This window comes from Flavobacterium sp. SP2 (assembly GCF_057626655.1).
Genome location: NZ_JBVHBT010000002.1, coordinates 337,387 through 355,242 on the forward strand (window position 1 = coordinate 337,387; position 17,856 = coordinate 355,242).

15 protein-coding genes and 1 tRNA gene are annotated in these 17,856 nt (G+C 33.9%); 10 read left to right on the top strand and 6 right to left on the bottom strand.

Going from position 1 to position 17,856, the window contains the following annotated elements; genetic code table 11:
* The first annotated feature begins 5 nt into the window (after positions 1-5).
* Entirely contained in the window at positions 6-407 is a 402-nt protein-coding gene (locus ACZ098_RS05990) for a hypothetical protein (RefSeq protein WP_487310833.1), read from the top strand.
* A gap of 226 nt (positions 408-633) precedes the next feature.
* Here the strand turns inward: ACZ098_RS05990 and ACZ098_RS05995 are convergent, their stop codons facing one another.
* Together ACZ098_RS05995 and ACZ098_RS06000 are read right to left on the bottom strand one after the other, a co-directional pair.
* Complete coding sequence (locus tag ACZ098_RS05995) at positions 634-771, bottom strand: hypothetical protein (protein WP_487310834.1); 138 nt, start codon at positions 769-771, stop codon at positions 634-636.
* Between the two features lie 166 nt (positions 772-937).
* Positions 938-1,017: transfer RNA gene (locus tag ACZ098_RS06000), tRNA-Leu, on the bottom strand.
* A gap of 280 nt (positions 1,018-1,297) precedes the next feature.
* Here ACZ098_RS06000 and ACZ098_RS06005 point away from each other — a divergent pair.
* The 4 genes from ACZ098_RS06005 (at position 1,298) to ACZ098_RS06020 (ending at position 4,448) form a co-directional block, all read left to right on the top strand.
* Positions 1,298-2,239 carry a ribose-phosphate pyrophosphokinase gene (locus ACZ098_RS06005; RefSeq protein ID WP_487310835.1) on the top strand — a complete coding sequence of 314 codons (942 nt, stop codon included), beginning with the start codon at positions 1,298-1,300 and terminating at the stop codon, positions 2,237-2,239.
* Positions 2,240-2,333: 94 nt separating this feature from the next.
* Positions 2,334-2,939: a 50S ribosomal protein L25/general stress protein Ctc gene (locus ACZ098_RS06010; RefSeq protein WP_487310836.1), complete on the top strand. Its 606-nt coding sequence runs from the start codon at positions 2,334-2,336 to the stop codon at positions 2,937-2,939.
* A gap of 388 nt (positions 2,940-3,327) precedes the next feature.
* Positions 3,328-3,894: an aminoacyl-tRNA hydrolase gene (gene pth, locus ACZ098_RS06015; RefSeq protein ID WP_487310837.1), complete on the top strand. Its 567-nt coding sequence runs from the start codon at positions 3,328-3,330 to the stop codon at positions 3,892-3,894.
* A 23-nt stretch (positions 3,895-3,917) separates the two neighbouring features.
* A complete protein-coding gene (locus ACZ098_RS06020; protein ID WP_487310838.1) occupies positions 3,918-4,448 on the top strand; it encodes a hypothetical protein in 531 nt (176 codons plus the stop codon).
* A gap of 44 nt (positions 4,449-4,492) precedes the next feature.
* Here the strand turns inward: ACZ098_RS06020 and ACZ098_RS06025 are convergent, their stop codons facing one another.
* Together ACZ098_RS06025 and ACZ098_RS06030 are read right to left on the bottom strand one after the other, a co-directional pair.
* A complete protein-coding gene (locus tag ACZ098_RS06025) occupies positions 4,493-7,162 on the bottom strand; it encodes a zinc-dependent metalloprotease (RefSeq protein WP_487310839.1) in 2,670 nt (889 codons plus the stop codon).
* A 123-nt stretch (positions 7,163-7,285) separates the two neighbouring features.
* A complete protein-coding gene (locus ACZ098_RS06030; RefSeq protein WP_487310840.1) occupies positions 7,286-9,967 on the bottom strand; it encodes a zinc-dependent metalloprotease in 2,682 nt (893 codons plus the stop codon).
* Between the two features lie 217 nt (positions 9,968-10,184).
* On the opposite strand from ACZ098_RS06030, the gene ACZ098_RS06035 reads away from it, so the two are divergent.
* The 4 genes from ACZ098_RS06035 to bioB all read left to right on the top strand — a co-directional run bounded on the left by ACZ098_RS06035 (position 10,185) and on the right by bioB (position 15,056).
* Positions 10,185-12,233 (top strand): T9SS type A sorting domain-containing protein, encoded by a 2,049-nt coding sequence (locus ACZ098_RS06035; protein WP_487310841.1) that lies wholly within the window; start codon positions 10,185-10,187, stop codon positions 12,231-12,233.
* A gap of 152 nt (positions 12,234-12,385) precedes the next feature.
* Entirely contained in the window at positions 12,386-13,315 is a 930-nt protein-coding gene (locus ACZ098_RS06040; RefSeq protein WP_487310842.1) for a bifunctional riboflavin kinase/FAD synthetase, read from the top strand.
* A 115-nt stretch (positions 13,316-13,430) separates the two neighbouring features.
* Positions 13,431-13,877 carry a hypothetical protein gene (locus ACZ098_RS06045; protein ID WP_487310843.1) on the top strand — a complete coding sequence of 149 codons (447 nt, stop codon included), beginning with the start codon at positions 13,431-13,433 and terminating at the stop codon, positions 13,875-13,877.
* 93 nt (positions 13,878-13,970) lie between these two features.
* Positions 13,971-15,056 (top strand): biotin synthase BioB, encoded by a 1,086-nt coding sequence (bioB, locus tag ACZ098_RS06050; protein ID WP_487310844.1) that lies wholly within the window; start codon positions 13,971-13,973, stop codon positions 15,054-15,056.
* A 51-nt stretch (positions 15,057-15,107) separates the two neighbouring features.
* On the opposite strand, the gene ACZ098_RS06055 is transcribed toward bioB, so the two are convergent.
* Positions 15,108-15,935 carry a hypothetical protein gene (locus ACZ098_RS06055; protein WP_487310845.1) on the bottom strand — a complete coding sequence of 276 codons (828 nt, stop codon included), beginning with the start codon at positions 15,933-15,935 and terminating at the stop codon, positions 15,108-15,110.
* Between the two features lie 271 nt (positions 15,936-16,206).
* Between ACZ098_RS06055 and ACZ098_RS06060 the strand changes: the two genes are divergently transcribed.
* Positions 16,207-16,686, top strand: coding sequence for a regulatory protein RecX (locus ACZ098_RS06060; protein ID WP_487310846.1), 480 nt, complete (start codon positions 16,207-16,209; stop codon positions 16,684-16,686).
* Here the strand turns inward: ACZ098_RS06060 and ACZ098_RS06065 are convergent.
* Entirely contained in the window at positions 16,676-17,833 is a 1,158-nt protein-coding gene (locus ACZ098_RS06065; protein ID WP_487310847.1) for a beta-ketoacyl synthase N-terminal-like domain-containing protein, read from the bottom strand. The genes ACZ098_RS06060 and ACZ098_RS06065 overlap by 11 nt on opposite strands.
* Positions 17,834-17,856 lie beyond the last annotated feature (23 nt).

Genomic DNA, 17,856 nt, shown 5'->3' on the forward strand with positions numbered 1-17,856 from the left:
TAGTCATGAAAAAAAAACTACCCGTTCTACTCGCTTCAATTGCTACGATAGTACTAGTTACAAGTTGCCGACAAAAGGAAGCAGCAAGTCCACCCAAGCTTTTACCCGAATCGGTCAAAGAAATTACAATTGATTCGGTTACCAACCACCACGAAGACACAACCCATCACTACGAATACCGTACCGGCGAATCGGGAAACTACCAATACAATTATGACGTAGTTGCCACTGATGCAGAGGGAAATGAATTGGAAGGCAACATCAATGTAGAAGGCAAATACGGCAAAGGAATCCTCACCGATTTTCAAGGTAACACAATCGCAATCACCACCGAATGGATTGGTTACGGTAAACTTTTAGGAACTGATAACGAGGGTAACGAATATGAAATACTGGTAAAAGAATAATCCATTTATGTAGGCAAAAACTACTGGTTGCTTTATCTATTCTGTGTTGTACCTTGTTTATAAGAGCGTGAATTAACATTTTGCTACTGTGAATACAAAAGTCTTTAAAACAAAAAACCTCTGATTTCTCATAGGTTTGTACACAAATCAGATAAAACATCGAACCAATTATTGATTGATTATGATGAATTTTGTAATTTTATTAACCACTTGAATAGTTGAAAAATTATTCAATTACGCTACTCAATTCAAACATTTTATTTCCTAACAAACTTTGACTTAAACTGTTCCCTTTTAAAATACTCACTTCCACTTTTTCAAGTGATTGTTGCAATGGTACAAAACTAATCATGTTTTTTACCATTTGAATACTATTTAGTATTGGAACTTTGAAACTAGTCAATAATGAAATTGCTTGGGTAAATTGAGCTAAAACCAATCAAGTATTCGCATTAACCAATTCATTTACAGGACAAAATGTTATCTAAAACAAAAAACTCACCACTTAAAAAGTGATGAGTCTTGTTTTGTACCCGGAGCCGGAGTCGAACCGGCACGGTTTCCCACAGGTGTTTGAGACCAGCGCGTCTACCAATTCCGCCATCCGGGCTTAGCAGACAGAAATAACAACAGTCATTTCATCGCATTAAAATTGATTCAAGAAATCAATTTGTTTTAACACGTTGCAAATGTAAAAAAAATTAATTCAAATTTTAAAGAAAATAGTTAAAAATATCCTTTCAGAGTCGGTTTTTATTTCTAAATTTGCACCTCGTTAAAACGAAACACAACTAACTAACTACATTCGAGGGATTTATAAGCTAAAAATATTATTTAATAAAAAATAATGTGAAGAGGTTGTAAATCATTTGAAATAAAAAAACATTACAATGTCGCACCAAGAACCAGAAGCAAAGATATTTGCGTGTTCGCAAAGTGTCTATTTAGCAGAACAAATTGCTGAAAAGTATGGAGTTCCGCTAGGTAAAGTTACGTTCTCAAAATACAGTGATGGTGAATTTCAACCATCCTACGAAGAGTCAATTCGTGGATTAAGAGTTTTTATTGTATGCTCTACTTTTCCAAGCGCAGACAATCTAATGGAATTGTTATTGATGATAGATGCAGCTAAAAGAGCTTCAGCCAGACACGTCACAGCAGTAATTCCTTATTTTGGATGGGCTAGACAAGACAGAAAGGACAAACCAAGAGTTCCAATTGGAGCAAAACTGGTTGCAAAACTGTTAGAAAGCGCCGGAGCAACAAGAATAATGACCATGGATTTGCATGCAGATCAAATACAAGGATTCTTTGAAAAACCAGTAGATCATCTGTTTGCTTCAACCATATTTTTGCCATATGTTAAAAGCTTAAATCTAGAAAATTTAACTATTGCATCGCCAGATATGGGAGGTTCTAAAAGAGCTTACGCCTACTCTAAATTTTTAGATTCAGATGTAGTAATATGTTACAAACAGCGAAAAATTGCCAACGTAATAGATACTATGGAATTAATTGGAGAAGTGAAAGGGAGAAATGTAATTCTAGTAGATGACATGATTGACACTGGAGGAACATTGGCAAAAGCAGCCGATTTAATGATCGAAAAAGGAGCATTAAGTGTTAGAGCAATTTGTACACATCCAATATTGTCTGGAGAAGCTTACGAAAAAATAGAAAATTCTAAATTATTAGAATTGATAGTTACCGATTCAATTCCGTTAAAGAAAGAATCAAACAAAATAAAAGTAGTGAGTTGTGCACCGCTATTTGCAGAAGTAATGCACATGGTACAACACAACAATTCCATCAGTGGAAAGTTTTTGATGTAAATCAGAACAAATACTATCAATAGCAATTTGAAATTGATTTTTGAAATTGACATTGATATTGAAACGAATTATTATTAATTATATATATTTTACAATGAAATCAATTTCAATTAAAGGATCAGAAAGAGAAAGCGTAGGCAAGGTAGCAACCAAAGCGGTACGTAATGCTGGAATGGTTCCTTGCGTTATTTACGGAGGAAGTCAGCCAGTACATTTTACAGCAGAAATCAAAGCTTTCAAAAGCTTGGTTTACACTCCAAACGCGCACACAGTTGTGATTGATTTGGATGGAAAAACCTACAATGCAATTTTGCAAGACATTCAGTTTCACCCAGTTTCAGATGCAATTTTACACATTGACTTCTTCCAACTAAGTGATGACAAAGAAATCATCATGGAAGTACCAGTAAAAATCACAGGAACTTCACCAGGTGTACTTTTAGGAGGTGTTTTGAACTTAAACCAACGTCGTTTAAAAGTAAAAGCATTACCAAAAAACCTTCCAGATTTCGTAGAAGCGAACATCTCAGAATTACAAATGGGTAACAAATTGTATGTAACTAAATTACCTACAAACAATTTTAAATTAATGCACCCAGACAACACTGTTGTTGCACAAGTTAAGATTTCACGTGCTGCAATGAAAGCGGCTCAAGAAGCTGCCAAAGCAGAAAAAGGTGGAGCAAAAAAGAAAAAATAATTTCTTTTACATCAATACAAAAAGCATCAGGAAACTGGTGCTTTTTTTTATTTAATCTGAACTTCAATCTGAACTTGTTTCAGATTCTCATGAACTTGTTTCAGATTCTCATAAACTTATTAAAGAGCCTTCTAGACTTCAGGAACAAATGGCTCGGGCATTTCTACATTCCTTACCTGCCTATCGGCAGACAGGCTCCTGCTCTCTGTACCAAGTTCCAATAAAAATTGGAAGCTTTCCTATGTAATCTACCTTACGTAAGACTAATCTAGGTTAAGTAAGTTATCAATTGAACGAAATTCAAATATTAAAAACAAATTCCTACATTTACAACATGAATTGGTTCACACAAATATTTCAAAACAAAACACCACAAAACCAAACTCCAATGAAGAAATTCTTAATCGTTGGCCTAGGAAATATTGGCATCGAATATGTAAATACACGCCATAATATAGGTTTCAAAGTTCTCAACCATTTTGCCTCAAAGAATAACATCACATTTCAAACTGCCAAGCTGGGCGATATTGCCGAATATACAGTAAAAGGCAGAAAACTAGTACTTTTAAAACCCAATACCTACATGAACCTAAGTGGTAAAGCGGTGAAATATTGGATGGAAAAAGAAAATATTTCCAAAGAAAATATTTTAATAATTACCGATGATCTTAATCTTTCTTTTGGAACCATACGAATAAAAACTAAAGGAACCGATGGTGGTCACAACGGTTTAAAAAACATTCAACTTCTATTAAACACGTCCGAATATCCAAGATTTCGATTTGGAATAAGCGACGAATTTAAAAAAGGAAAACAAGTAGATTATGTATTGGGAGAATGGAACGACGATGAAAAACTTAAACTTGAAGAGCGACTAGAAATTTCATCCGAAATTATTGCATCATTTGCATTAGCAGGATTAGATACAACAATGAACACATTTAATGGTAAATAAAAGCATTTAAAAAAATAACTAAAATGAAAAAAACAGTAGCCATTTTAATTGCAGCAATAATCACATCTTGCAATTGCAAAAAACAAGTAGTATCCAAAGATGCTGTAGCCATTTCTAATTTAGAGCTAACTTCAAACTGTCCATCAGATGGTACTTGTACTATTGAAGTACTTAAGAACAAAAGCTTAGTCTTAAAATCGGATGAATTTGGTTCAATTTACACACAACAAATTGATGATGATAAGCACAGTATCGTGGTTTTTCAATACAATAAAAACGTCCCTGAAGGTTTACAAGACGGAAATTATCGTGAAGAAATTCAGTTTGAAATTCCAAATACGGATACAGAACTCAATCTGAACAATCAAGAATTACAAAACACAAAAATGCTTTTTGGAAGGTATTGTTATTGCAAAGGCGAGACCGGGATATTTAAAGTGATCGACGGAAGTTTGAAGTTACTTCAAAAAAACAACAAATTGAGTTTTAATTTGAATTTTAAAAACAATAAAGTACCTCAACTCATCGAATCAATTTCTGCAGACAACAAATAAAAAAAGGCTCCAAATGGAGCCTTTTCTATATAGTTAAAAAAACATTATTCAATTATAATCTTTTTCACTTCTTTCTTTTCACCATCAAGAACTGTTACTAAGTATACTCCTGCTTCAACATTAGATAACTGTAAATTTTGATTGAAAATTCCAGAATTTTGAAACTTCTTGTTGTACACAACTCGGCCTCTAACATCATTAACTTGAATAGTAATATCGTTAGTTGAAGCGGAATTGAATTGAATGTTAAAATTACCATTATTTGGGTTTGGATATAAAACAAAACCATCTAAACCAAAGTTTTCGGTAGCTAGTGTGGCTGTTTGAGTACAAACTTCTATAGACCAGTTGTTTACGGTTCCAGTATCACCTCCGAAATTATCATAAACTCTAAAAGTCCAAACTCCTTGCGGGTTTTGTCCATTAAATGTAGTCAATGAACCTCCTGGAGCAACCGTTTGTAATGTTGTACCCAATAGGCAATCAATAGCACCAGCACCGTCACTGAAATTCAAATTCACGGTACCATTTGTCATACCGCAACCTCTATTAAACAGCTTAATGAAAGTGGTAGGATTTTGAGGACTACTAATGTCAGTTTGAACGTCAGATAAGTACGTATGAGTAATATTGTTAACCACGTTTACATCAGAAATACTTCCAGTAATTGGCACATTGATAGTACGAGTGGTAAAATTACCTGGCGCTTGATCAACAAACGGCAATGGATTATTATCTGAATAGGTATTACATGCACTTACTATAGTATATCCAATAGCTATATTTTTCGAAACTGCATAAAAAATATTTCCTACTGCTTCAACCATAATTCTACCTGATGTTGAAGGCGTGTTGGGAACAGTAATGGCTTGTGTACCATCATTAGGAGTGTTTGCTACTAAAGTAGTAAAAGTAGTTCCACCGTCAGTTGATATTAATATATTTACGTTGGCTGTATTAATACCATTGGCTGTAGTACCTGCAACATCCCAAGTTATTGTTTGCGAAGATCCAAGCAACCAAGTTGTATTTTCAACACTTGGACTTGTAATTCTAAATGGTCCAACTGCTGCCGTTGTAATAGTTACATTTCCTCTGTTTGTTTGACCTCCGTTTGGAGTTCTATTATCTCGTACTGTTAATGAGAAAGCCATAGTTCTTGCTACAGTAGGTACAACTTCCCAAGTAGGAGTTAAATTACCTAACAATACTTGTTGAAAGTTTGGCATGAATCGATTAGGAGATGTTGCTGGAGGCAACGATCTAAAATTTGGGCCAAGTGTAGAAGTTGAAACTGGTGGCTGCGTTGAAACTTGGTTATTAGTTTGTTCCCAGCAATAAGTCAACGCATCATTATTTGCATCTGTAGCAGAACCTTTAAGAACAAATGCAGTGCCGTTTGGAATCGTGTAATTTACACCTGCATTCACAACTGGAGGAGTATTTCCGTTAGCAACTGTCACTGCACAACCGCCAGAACCAGCTATAAAAGTATCCATTTGAGCCAAACTTACTGCGTGAAAATGAGCATCAGAATTTCCTTGAATGTCTGGTGCACAAATACCTGCATAACCCATAATAGTAGTTCCACTTCCAGGTTCTACAGCAGTTGCACCGCTACGATTTCCACCGCATGAATTGTTAAAAGTATGAGTAGCACCAAATTGATGACCCATTTCATGTGCAACATAATCGATATCAAATGGATCGCCAACTGGAGAAGGAGAACCAGTAATACCTCGAGCTTTGTTGGTAGTACATGGAGAATTCAACTGAGCCAAACCTCCACCACCTGTGCTTACGGTATGACCGATATCGTAATTGCTTAAACCAATTGCAGCATCTATCTCTACTTGACTTTCGTTTATTAGAGAATTAGCGGCAGAATTAGAAAAATTATCTGAATCAATAAATATAACTAAATCATTATTGGCTACTAAAGTCATTCGTAATGACATATCTCTTTCGTACAAACCATTTACTCTTGTCATAGTCACAACCATTGCAGATAGAACGGCAGCTTTCTTTTGAGCCAATGTTCCAGAATTCAAATTGGCTGCATTAACATGAAAAGCTGCATACTCAATTGTACAAGCCATTGCAAGTCTATAAGTTCTAAAAACACCGCCGTTAGCCAAAGGAGCCGACGTAGTGTTTATTGACTTATTCATATCTTCCTCATCCACTACTGCACAAGAAAATGAATTGGTTCTACTTACCTTACTTCTTTCATAAACCATATAGTTGTTCAAATCTTTGGTATAGGTATCTATATAAAAAGTTCCTCTCTTGCCAGATAAAACCATAGCATGAAAACCAAATACTGTTGTGCTAATGTTTATAGTAGCAGTCGGATCATCAATACCTTTTCCAACATAAGAATTAATGCTCGGAAATTTATTTGCCAACTGTGGATCCATAACTGAAGCCTCGTACATTTTATAATTTTCTAAGGTTCCATCTGGATTTGGAAACTGCATGATAACAGTAGAATCAAAAACCAGATTCTCTCTTGACGGAGCTAGTGCTAGTTGTGATTTTAAATTATTCAATTCTAGAGAATACAATTTATATTCACTTGGAAAAGATGCTCTTTCAAAAGTTTCTTTACCCTCTAATCTATCCTTAGAAATAGATTTCCAATAAGAATTTTGACTGAATCCAAAATTGAAAATCATTATTAAAAATAATGCTAAATGTAGTTTTTTTCTCATTTTTTTATAGTATTTAATGATTAATCATCAAATATAATTAATTTATTCTATTTTTTATATAATCAACAAAAAAAAGACCCATCATTGATGAGTCTTTTGTATTATAAAGAAAGTGAATTTACACTATTCAATACTTATCTTTTTAGTTTCAGAAATTGTTCCGTTATCTATTTTAACTAAGTAAACTCCTGCTTCAACCGAATTAAGATTGATTTCTTGGTTAAAGATTCCTGAGTTAGCGTAAGTCTTTGCAAATATCTGTCTTCCTCTTAAATCGTACACACCAATTTTTACATCATCTGTTGATGGTGATTCAAATTGAACAGTAAAACTTCCATTATTTGGGTTAGGATATAAAGCGAAGTCTTTAAAACTAAATGTTTCAGAACCTAAGGTTACTGTGGTTGTAGTAGAACAAACATTTAAAGACCAACTGTTTAAGGTACCACTATTTTCAGCGGTAACATCTGCTATTGCTAACCTCCATAATCCAGCAGAATTTCCTCCATTAAAAATGTCTAATGTATTTAAAGGCTTGTAAGTATTGTTATTCCCAATTCCAGCACAAGCTAAGTTAACTCCACTATCATCAAAAGTTGTAACCATATTATTGGTAATAAAAGTTGAACAACCTTGCTGATATAAAATTCTATCCACTGTAGTACTATTTGGTTTAACCAACGCTACGTATAAGTCATTAATTCTCGTATGTGAAATATTTATAGACATATTTAAATCTGAAATTACTACATTACTTGCAGCTGGAATATTTACATTTCCTAAAACAAAAAACTGAGTATTCGGACCAGCAATTGTTGCATTGGTAACTACTCCTGTATAGGTATTGCAAGTATTAGTAACCGTTACAGTATACCCAACAGCTACAGATTTAGAAACAGCATAATATATATTTCCTATTGGCTCTATTTTAATTCTGCAAAATGGAGCAGCTATATTAGGAACTGTTATTACTTGCGAACCGTCATTTGGTGTATTGGCAACTAAAGTGGTGAAAGTAGCTCCAGCATCAGAAGAAAAAAGAATGTTCACGTTGGCAGTATTGATGCCGTTTGCATTTGTTCCAGCAACATTCCAAGTAACAGTTTGAGTACTCCCTTGCGTCCAAGAAGTATTTTCAACATTTGGTGAGGTTATAGTAAATGGTCCAGCAGTTCCACTAACATTTACAGACATCGTTGCAGTTTGAGTTTGTGGTCCAGAAGGATTGTTATCTCTACCTGTAAGGGTAAAATTTAGCGTTCTTGCAACAGTAGAAACTGCTTCCCAAGTGTTACTCAAACTTCCAGATAACACCGTACTGTATGCAGGGAAAAATCTTACTGGTGTAGCAACTGGATTTCTAGATCTAAAATTTGGTCCATCTGTTTTTGTTCCAGCTGGATATGATGGAGCCGCACCAACAATAGTAGCGTCATCATTTTGCTCCCAACAATACGAAATTGTATCGCCTTGAGCATCAGTTCCAGTTCCTGTCAACACAAATGCTGTTCCATTTGGAATGGTATAGTTTAAACCTGCATTAATAACCGGTGGTGTATTTGTCAAAGGCACACTTACAGGACATGTTTTAGTTAGTAAATTTGTCTGCATTTGTAAAATACTTCTGTAAGTGAAATACGGATCTGAATTTGCTTGAACATCAGTAGCACCAGTAATACCAGCATAAGCCATAATAGTAGATCCACTTCCAGGTTCCACGTTTACCGCATTATTCTCTGCAGAATGTGAAAAAGTATGATTCCCACCCAATTGATGACCCATTTCGTGAGCTACATAATCAATATCAAATGTATCACCTTGAGGAATACCGTTTGATGGTGAAGTATAAGCACTACCTTTTCCGTTATCACAAACACAACCAATACAACCTGCATTTCCTCCGCCACCAGTTCCTCCAAACAAATGACCTATATCATAGTTAGCTTCACCAATTACAGATGTAAGATTATTTTGTAATTCAGAATTCCAATTCCCTAAATTTGCAGCATCTGAATAAGGATCGTTTGCAGCATCAGTATATATGACAGCACTATTATTAGCTATGATATTTAAATGTAGCGCCATATCCATTTCGTAAACACCATTTACTCTTGTCATTGTAGCATTCATTGCTGCTAATGCACCTGCAACAGTTCCTCCAAAATAAGTTCCATATTCTCCTGTACATGAAAGTGCCAAACGCATCGTTTTCATAACTTGATTGTTCGCTCTTTGCAATTCAGGTGAACTTGATAGCTTTTGATTTAATGCCAAATCCTCTGTGCTACATACAAATGGTAAATTTCCTTTTGTTCTAGTTTTCGAATCAAATAATACATAAACAGAACTATCCGTAGTATAAGGCTCTATAAATTCAGCGCCTTTATCTGCTCTAAGTATCATGGTTTGAATACCACTAGGAGCAATACTAAAATTAAGTTTAGCATTAACATCCGATATTCCTTTCCCAACATAGGCTCTAATTTCAGGATATTGAGCTTGTAATTCTGGCTCAAAATTAGAATTTTCCCAAACTAAAAATTGCTCAAGTTCTCCTGCTGCATTTGGTAGTGTTATTTGAACACCTGAAAGACCTGAAAAACGATCAGCAACATTTGACAAAGACTGAATAAATAATTGCTTGTCAAAATTGAATAAAACTTGATTTTCTGAGTAAGTTGTAGTTCTAATTTTCTTAGAATCTACAACATTTGCTTCATTAACTTTTTTCCAAACAGATGATTTTTGAGAAAATACATATATTGAATTAGTTAAAATTAATAACAGTAGTAATGTTTTTTTCATTTTTTAATATATTTTTTCCAAATATATTAAGTTAATTCGTAATTCTAAAAAATTTAACACCTACAGAAGTATATAAAAAATTGAATATTATACTTTTTTTCAAAATAATCAATAAAAAAACAACGTCAATCCTATACATCCGTAATAAATTATTATTTTTACCGAAAATATCTTAATCATTATGAAGAAAAATACTTTATTATTAAAATTTTTGTTTTTGATTACTCTACTCATAAATAGTACTGTATATAGTCAAGAAACCAAACCAAGAACTATTTTTGGAAAACCAGTACAAAACATATCTCCAGATGGATTTGTTAGATGTGCAACTACAGAGTACGAACACTATTTACAAGCTAATAATTCTAAAAGAGCCACAGACGAGGAATTTGAAAGATGGTTACAACCATTAGTAGCAAAATACAAACAACAGCAAACGTTAAGTTCACAAAGTGGTGGTATTATTTATATCCCTGTTGTTGTTCACGTGATTCACAATGGTGATGCTTTCGGAACTAATGAAAACATTACCGATGCCCAAGTACAGTCACAAATAACTGTAATGACTCAGGATTTTAGAAGACTATTAGGAACTCCAGGATATAATACTAATTCAGTTGGTGCAGATACAACAATTGAATTTGTACTTGCAAAAGTTGACCCAAATGGAAATCCTACAAATGGAATCGACCGAGTTAATTTATGTCAGGCTTCTTGGTCTACAGATGCTATCGATGCAATTGTTAAACCATCTACAATTTGGGATCCAAGTTTATATATGAATATGTGGAGTGTCAACTTTTCAGACGCATCTTTACTTGGTTATGCTCAATTTCCTGATGCATCTGGACTTGGAGGATTGAATGCTTCTGGTGGTGCAGCAAATACAGATGGTGTAGTTGCAGGATATTCTTTCTTTGGAAGTTCGGATTTAGCAACAGGTAGCTTTCAACCTCCATTTGACAAAGGGAGAACGATGACACATGAGGTAGGCCATTATCTTGGATTAAGACATATTTGGGGAGACAATGGAACTTGTCCAACAACTAACATTGCAACAAACAAAGATTTTTGCGCTGATACTCCAGCAGCGAGCGGACCTAATTTTGGCTGTACAGCTAATACCGATAGCTGTCCTTCAAATCCAGGACTAGATATGATTCAAAACTACATGGATTATACCGATGATGCTTGCATGAACATTTTCACGCAAAATCAAAAAGATAGAATGATTGTTATTATGAATAATGCAGCAAGAAGATCAACTTTAAAAACATCAACTAAAGATATTGCTATTCCCTTGTTCGCGAATGATGCCGAAGTTAAAATTGAAAACAGTTGTGGTGGAATCGCTCCGACATGCACAACACCAAATCCAATTTCTCCAGCAAAAACAATTTCGTTATACAATAGAGGTACTGCTAATTTAACAGCAGCAACATTAAGTTATAATATGAATAACGGAACTAATTTTACTCAAAATTGGACAGGTAATTTAACTCCTAATCAATACGCAGTAATTACATTAACAAATTCTACAGGAAATGGAACTTTGAATGTAACCATTACAGCAGCAAATGGCACAGACCAAAGAGCAAGTAACAATACTGCTTCTAAAGCTTTCGGTTCTACTTTACCGTATGCAAATGCAACTACCTTTACCTTTAATTTGTTTGGTGACGCTTATGGATCTGAAACAACATGGACTTTAAAAAACCAAGCTGGAACAACTTTATACAGTGGCGGTCCTTATACTGATCAGACTGCTGGTGGAATATACCAATTAGTCAACAACCAATCTTGGACTTTACCGACAAACGGATGCTACTATTTAACTGTAAATGATTCATACGGAGACGGACTATTTGACGGCACTGGACAAGGTTATTATACAGTAACAGCAGGTACAACTAACGTTGTAAACGTAACCGATTTTGTAGCAACTGGCAACCCAGCAAACACGCTAATTTCAAGATCAAGTTATTTTACAAACAATGCATCTTTATCAACAGAAAGCTTTAGTTTGACTGACATTACTTTGTACCCAAATCCGTCAAAAAATTATTTTACAATTGATGTTCCAAACACTATTGAACGATCTGGTACAATGGAAATTTATAATACATTAGGACAAAGAGTAATGACTAAAGCAATCTCGTCTGATGCTGATTTAAATGTTACTGTTTCAAATCTTACTAATGGGGTTTATTTCTTAAACTTAAATTTAGGTGAATCAACAAAAACATTACAATTTATTAAAGAATAAATTGTACTTACATATCATTATAAAAGGGTTGAATTCGTTTCAACCCTTTTTTATTTTTAAACCAAACACAAAATGACCTTATAAATAAAAGGTAAATCTTTTCCATTATTTAATCGTTTACATTAAATTCGCACTTTCGTAATATAAGTCTTTTGAAAACCTACAATTCCATTTCTGATTACGCTGCATCTAAAAAATCGATTGTAACAATTGGAACCTTTGATGGTGTGCATCTTGGTCACAAAAAAATATTAGAAAAAATTACACAAAACGCTAAGCAATTAAATTGTGAAAGTCTTGTACTTACTTTTTTTCCACATCCTAGAATGGTACTTCAAAAAGGCTCTGACATTAAATTGCTTAATACCGTTTTAGAAAAAACTACCCTTCTTGAGAATATTGGTATTGACAAACTAATTGTTCATCCCTTCGATCAAGAATTTTCTAGATTAACTGCCGAAGAATTTGTTAAAGATATTTTAGTTGACAAACTGAACATTCAAAAAATTATAATTGGATATGACCACCGCTTTGGTAGAAATCGAAATGCAGATATTAACGATTTAATACTTTTTGGAGAAAAATACAATTTTGAAGTAGAACAAATTTCAGCCAAAGAAATAGATGAAATAGCGATAAGCTCTACCAAAATAAGAGTTGCAATTCAAGAAGGCGAAATTACTTTAGCAAATAAATATTTAGATTACGACTATTTCTTCTCAGGCAAAGTAGTCGAAGGAAAACAATTGGGAAGAACAATAGGCTTTCCAACTGCCAATATTCAAATCGAAGAAGATTATAAACTTATTCCTAAAAATGGCGTTTACATTGTAAAAAGCCATTACAACGACAGGACAATTTTCGGAATGATGAATATTGGAACGAGACCAACAGTTGAAGGAGAAAATCAAACCATTGAAGTACACTTCTTAAATTTCAATGAAACTATTTATAATAAGATAGTGACTATTTCCATTCTTGAACGAATTCGAGATGAAATAAAATTTCCTTCATTAGAAGCATTAAAACTACAATTAGATACGGATCGAAACACAACAGTCAGTTATATAGAAAAAATATAATCTCATTTATTAAAATTCAACATTAATAATTTTTTTGTTAAAATTTATTGTTTTTTCTTATTATTTCTTAAATTTGAAAGAGATGTAACAAGAATAAAAACTAAAAATTTGGACTATGAAATTATCTAAAGAGTTTATCAATGGTTTTTTAATATTCCTAGGAATTGGAATTTATTTTATCCTAATGGAAGTTCTAGGACTTTCAAAATATTATGTTTTACGAATATTTAATGTACTTATTGTAATCTACGGATTGAATAAAACCATAAAATCTAACATCCAAGAAGGCAAAACTGGATATATTAAAAATTTAATCTCATCAGGTTTAACCGGATTTATTGGTATTGCATTAGGAATAATTGGTCTTGCCGTATACATATACTACAGAGGTGGACAAACCTACCTAAATAATCTATCAGAAGCATTCATGTTTGGAGGAAATCCTACTTTAGGAGAATATTGTTTTGGGCTTTTTATTGAAGGAATAGCCTCAGTGTTCATGGTTGTTTTTATCAACATGCAATTTTGGAGAACCAAAAACGTATTCAAAGACGAAGCCTAAATTCTTAACTAAATATTGGCAATTGAAAGCTAAGTTAAATTCTTTTATACTTCAAAACAATTAACTACTTTTGAGGCAACATAAAAAGTACTTATGAGCATAACAAAACACAATTGGACAAAAGAAGAAATTATAGCTATATATAATAAACCAATGATGGATTTGCTTTTTGAAGCAGCTTCAATTCACAGACAAAATCACGATCCAAACGTGGTTCAAGTATCTACATTATTATCAATAAAAACAGGTGGTTGTCCTGAAGATTGTGGTTATTGCCCACAAGCTGCAAGATACCATACTGGTGTTGAAGGAAACGATTTAATGAGTGTTTCCCAAGTAAAAGCTCAGGCATTACGTGCTAAAGCTGGCGGATCATCGAGAGTTTGTATGGGTGCAGCTTGGAGAAATGTAAAAGACGGTCCAGAATTCGATCAAGTACTAGAAATGGTTCGTACCATTAATAAACTTGACATGGAAGTTTGTTGCACACTCGGAATGATAACTGAAAATCAGGCAAAACGTTTAGCAGAAGCTGGTTTATATGCCTACAATCACAATTTAGACACATCCGAAGAATATTATAAAGAAGTAATTTCTACACGCGGTTTTGAAGACAGACTTGAAACAATTGAAAATGTAAGAAAAACAAATGTAACAGTATGTAGCGGTGGAATCATTGGAATGGGTGAAAGCATTGAAGACAGAGCTGGAATGCTTGTAGCTTTAGCGTCACTTAGTCCACAACCAGAATCAGTTCCAATCAATGCTTTAGTTGCAGTGGAAGGAACTCCAATGGAAGATGAAAAACCAGTAGAAATTTGGGAAATGATTCGAATGGTTGCAACTACTAGAATTGTAATGCCAGATACTCAAGTTAGACTTTCTGCTGGAAGAACCAACATGTCTCGAGAAGGACAAGCTATGTGCTTCTTTGCTGGTGCAAATTCAATTTTCGCTGGAGACAAACTACTTACTACCCCAAATCCAGATGTAGAAGACGACATGAAAATGTTTGAATTATTAGGATTGAAACCTCAAAAACCATTTACTAAAGTTTCTCAACCACAAACCGTGGAAGCAGTAGATTCTCAATACGAATCTTTAGGAGAAAAACCAAAATGGTCAAGACCTGGACACAAAATTGAAAAAAATCTTGAAGCATCAGGAAAATTAAAATAAAACGAAAAACTCTAACTTACAAGTTGGAGTTTTTTTTTATAAATTTAAATATTAATAATACGTTCCAATTATTTCTATATCATTTAAAATATTAGCATTATTAATATATCCTGCTCCACCAGTTCCACCATAACCCACTAGCCGAAAGACAACGGTAGCATTGGTTAAGTTTTGTAAATCAGCTACAGAACTTAATATTGTTTCAGCAATAATATTTCCAGTTGCACCAGTATCCGTCATTTGATTACTAGCTACACCAACATTAATAAATGCACCACCATTTACCGAATATTGCCACTGTAAATATTGTGGACCACTAGCAGGTCTTCTATAATTGAATGTTGGAATTTTCGTAAATGAAAATGTTGAACTGGTAGGTAACACCAATGTAAAAGTAAAATAATCATTATTTAAAACTGCCGCTGCTGCATCTACTGAAGCATCAAATCCTATTCCACCCCAAGCATTAGCAGCTGCACCTCCAGCTGGAGTAGACAGCAATCCAGAGCCTCTTGCTAAACTCGCAGATGTTATTTGATTAATTGTTGTAGCAGAAAATGCAGAAGCACCACCATAGCCCGTAATTCCATTTACTTCCCAACCTGCAAATGCTACAGTACGAACTGTTCCTAAAACCTGCCATGACGATCCATCAAATCCTAAAAATTGTTTTAATGTAGTATCAAAAACCATCAAACCCTCTGAAGCCGTTGCTGATAAGGCTACAATAGCAGATGTCGTTAACCTTGGAATCAAAAGTCCTCTAGAAGTAGAAGCAATTTCCAATTCAGAAGATACATGAGGATTGGTCGTACTGATTCCAACTTGAGCCAAACAAGAAATTGAAACTAATAAGAATAAAAAAGTAATTTTTTTCATAAAACAAATAAATTGATTTGAAGCAAATTAAAAACAATACACCTCCTATAATTTTACTTCAAATAAAACTACAATAAATTTTAACACACCAATAATTTTTTAGGTTAATTCATTGTAAACAAATACATTAAACTTTAAAAGACCTGAAAAATCAATAAACCACAGATAAATAGCAAAATGATCTACAAAAAATATAAAAATCACGATTCAACCTAGAATGTAATTTTCACTATGTTTGTAAACTGTAATCAAAAATGCTAAATAGTTTACATTGAATTTAACTTCTAACTCAAATTCTGATTCAAATAAATCCAAACTTGAAGCCTATTGCGCCTATCAAGAACGCTGCCATAAAGAAGTAGTCGCAAAACTATGGACTCTTGGTTGCAATCAAAACGAAATTGATGAAATTGTAAGCTACTTAATTACCTCTAACTTTTTAAATGAAGAACGGTTTGCGTGCAGTTTCGCAAGAGGAAAACACCGAATCAAAAATTGGGGAAAAGTAAGGATTGTAAACGAACTAAAATTTCGGAATATTAGTTCAAGGAACATCACAACAGCACTAAAAGAACTTACAGCAGAAGAATATTACGATGCTTTTGAAAAACTTTCCGAACGCGTATGGGAATCAATTCAAGAACCAAATATCTTAAAAAAACGAAAGAAATTTTGTGATTATTTACTAAGAAAAGGTTGGGAAAGTGATATAGTATATTCTAAAGTTAAAGAATTAGAAACTAATCCTTAGACAACAACACGCTAACCGCATTTCCTCCAAAACCAACAGCATTTATTATAACTTTTTTAATAGATTTTCGTTCTTGTTGTGCTTCTGCAAATGGAACTCCAATGAATTGATTGTGTTGCATCATCAGAATTGCTAGCTCAATATTCAACATTCCAGATGCACCGAAAGTGTGTCCAATTTTCCATTTATTAGTAGTAAGCATCGGATGATTTTCTCCAAAAACACTTTTAATTGCCTTATATTCTGAAGTGTCGCCTTTTAAAGTTCCAGGCATGTGCATCACAATAGCATCAACTTCTTCAAGATTAGTATCTTTTAAAGCCATTTTCATAGACTTTTTGAAACATTCAGCTTCATCAGAAATCGAAATGTTATGTTGCAATTCGTCGGTTGCATAGCCAATTCCTTCAACATAACACAAAGCATTTTTACTTTCACCAAGTTCCAAACAGGCTACACTTGCACCTTCTCCCAAAACCATTGAATTTTGAGTTTTCGTAAAATCAAACGCTCTACATGGAAATTCAGAATCTTCTCTAGAATAGATTTTTAAAGCTTGCATTTGAGCAATTGTGAACGGAGTTAACGGCGCTTCACTTCCTCCAACCAAAAATTTTTCTGCCATTCCAGCTTTCATCCAAGCAATTCCGTTAAGCAAAGCATGTAATGCTGTAGAACACGTTATGGAATGTGAAATTTCTGGACCTTGTGTTTTTAAATCGTGAGCTACCCAAGTGGCAATATTTCCGAGTGTTGTGGTTGGCGATGTTAGGGTTGACGTTTTTCCTGTTGTGAGAAATTCTTCGTGGTATTTTTCAAATAATTCGGTAGCGCCGCGGGACGAACCAATGTTTATTCCGAAATCATCTTTGCCACTCCAACCAGCATTTTTTATGGCTTGGCGCGATGCGTAAATTGCAAACAGAACAGAATTATCTAATGATTTATATTTTAAATCGGAATTTCTTAAGACTTCGATTTCCTGTTTTACATTTTCTGGAATTTTAGAGGCTAAAACAAGCTGCTTTCCAATTTGCTCTTTTGTAATTAGTGTTTGTGGCGTACAGTAATGTTCCCAAATCTGATCAGGAGTGTTTCCTAATGGTGAAATGGAAGAGATTGCTGTTATGGAAATTTTTGTTTTCAAGAGTTCAAATGATTTTTCTTATA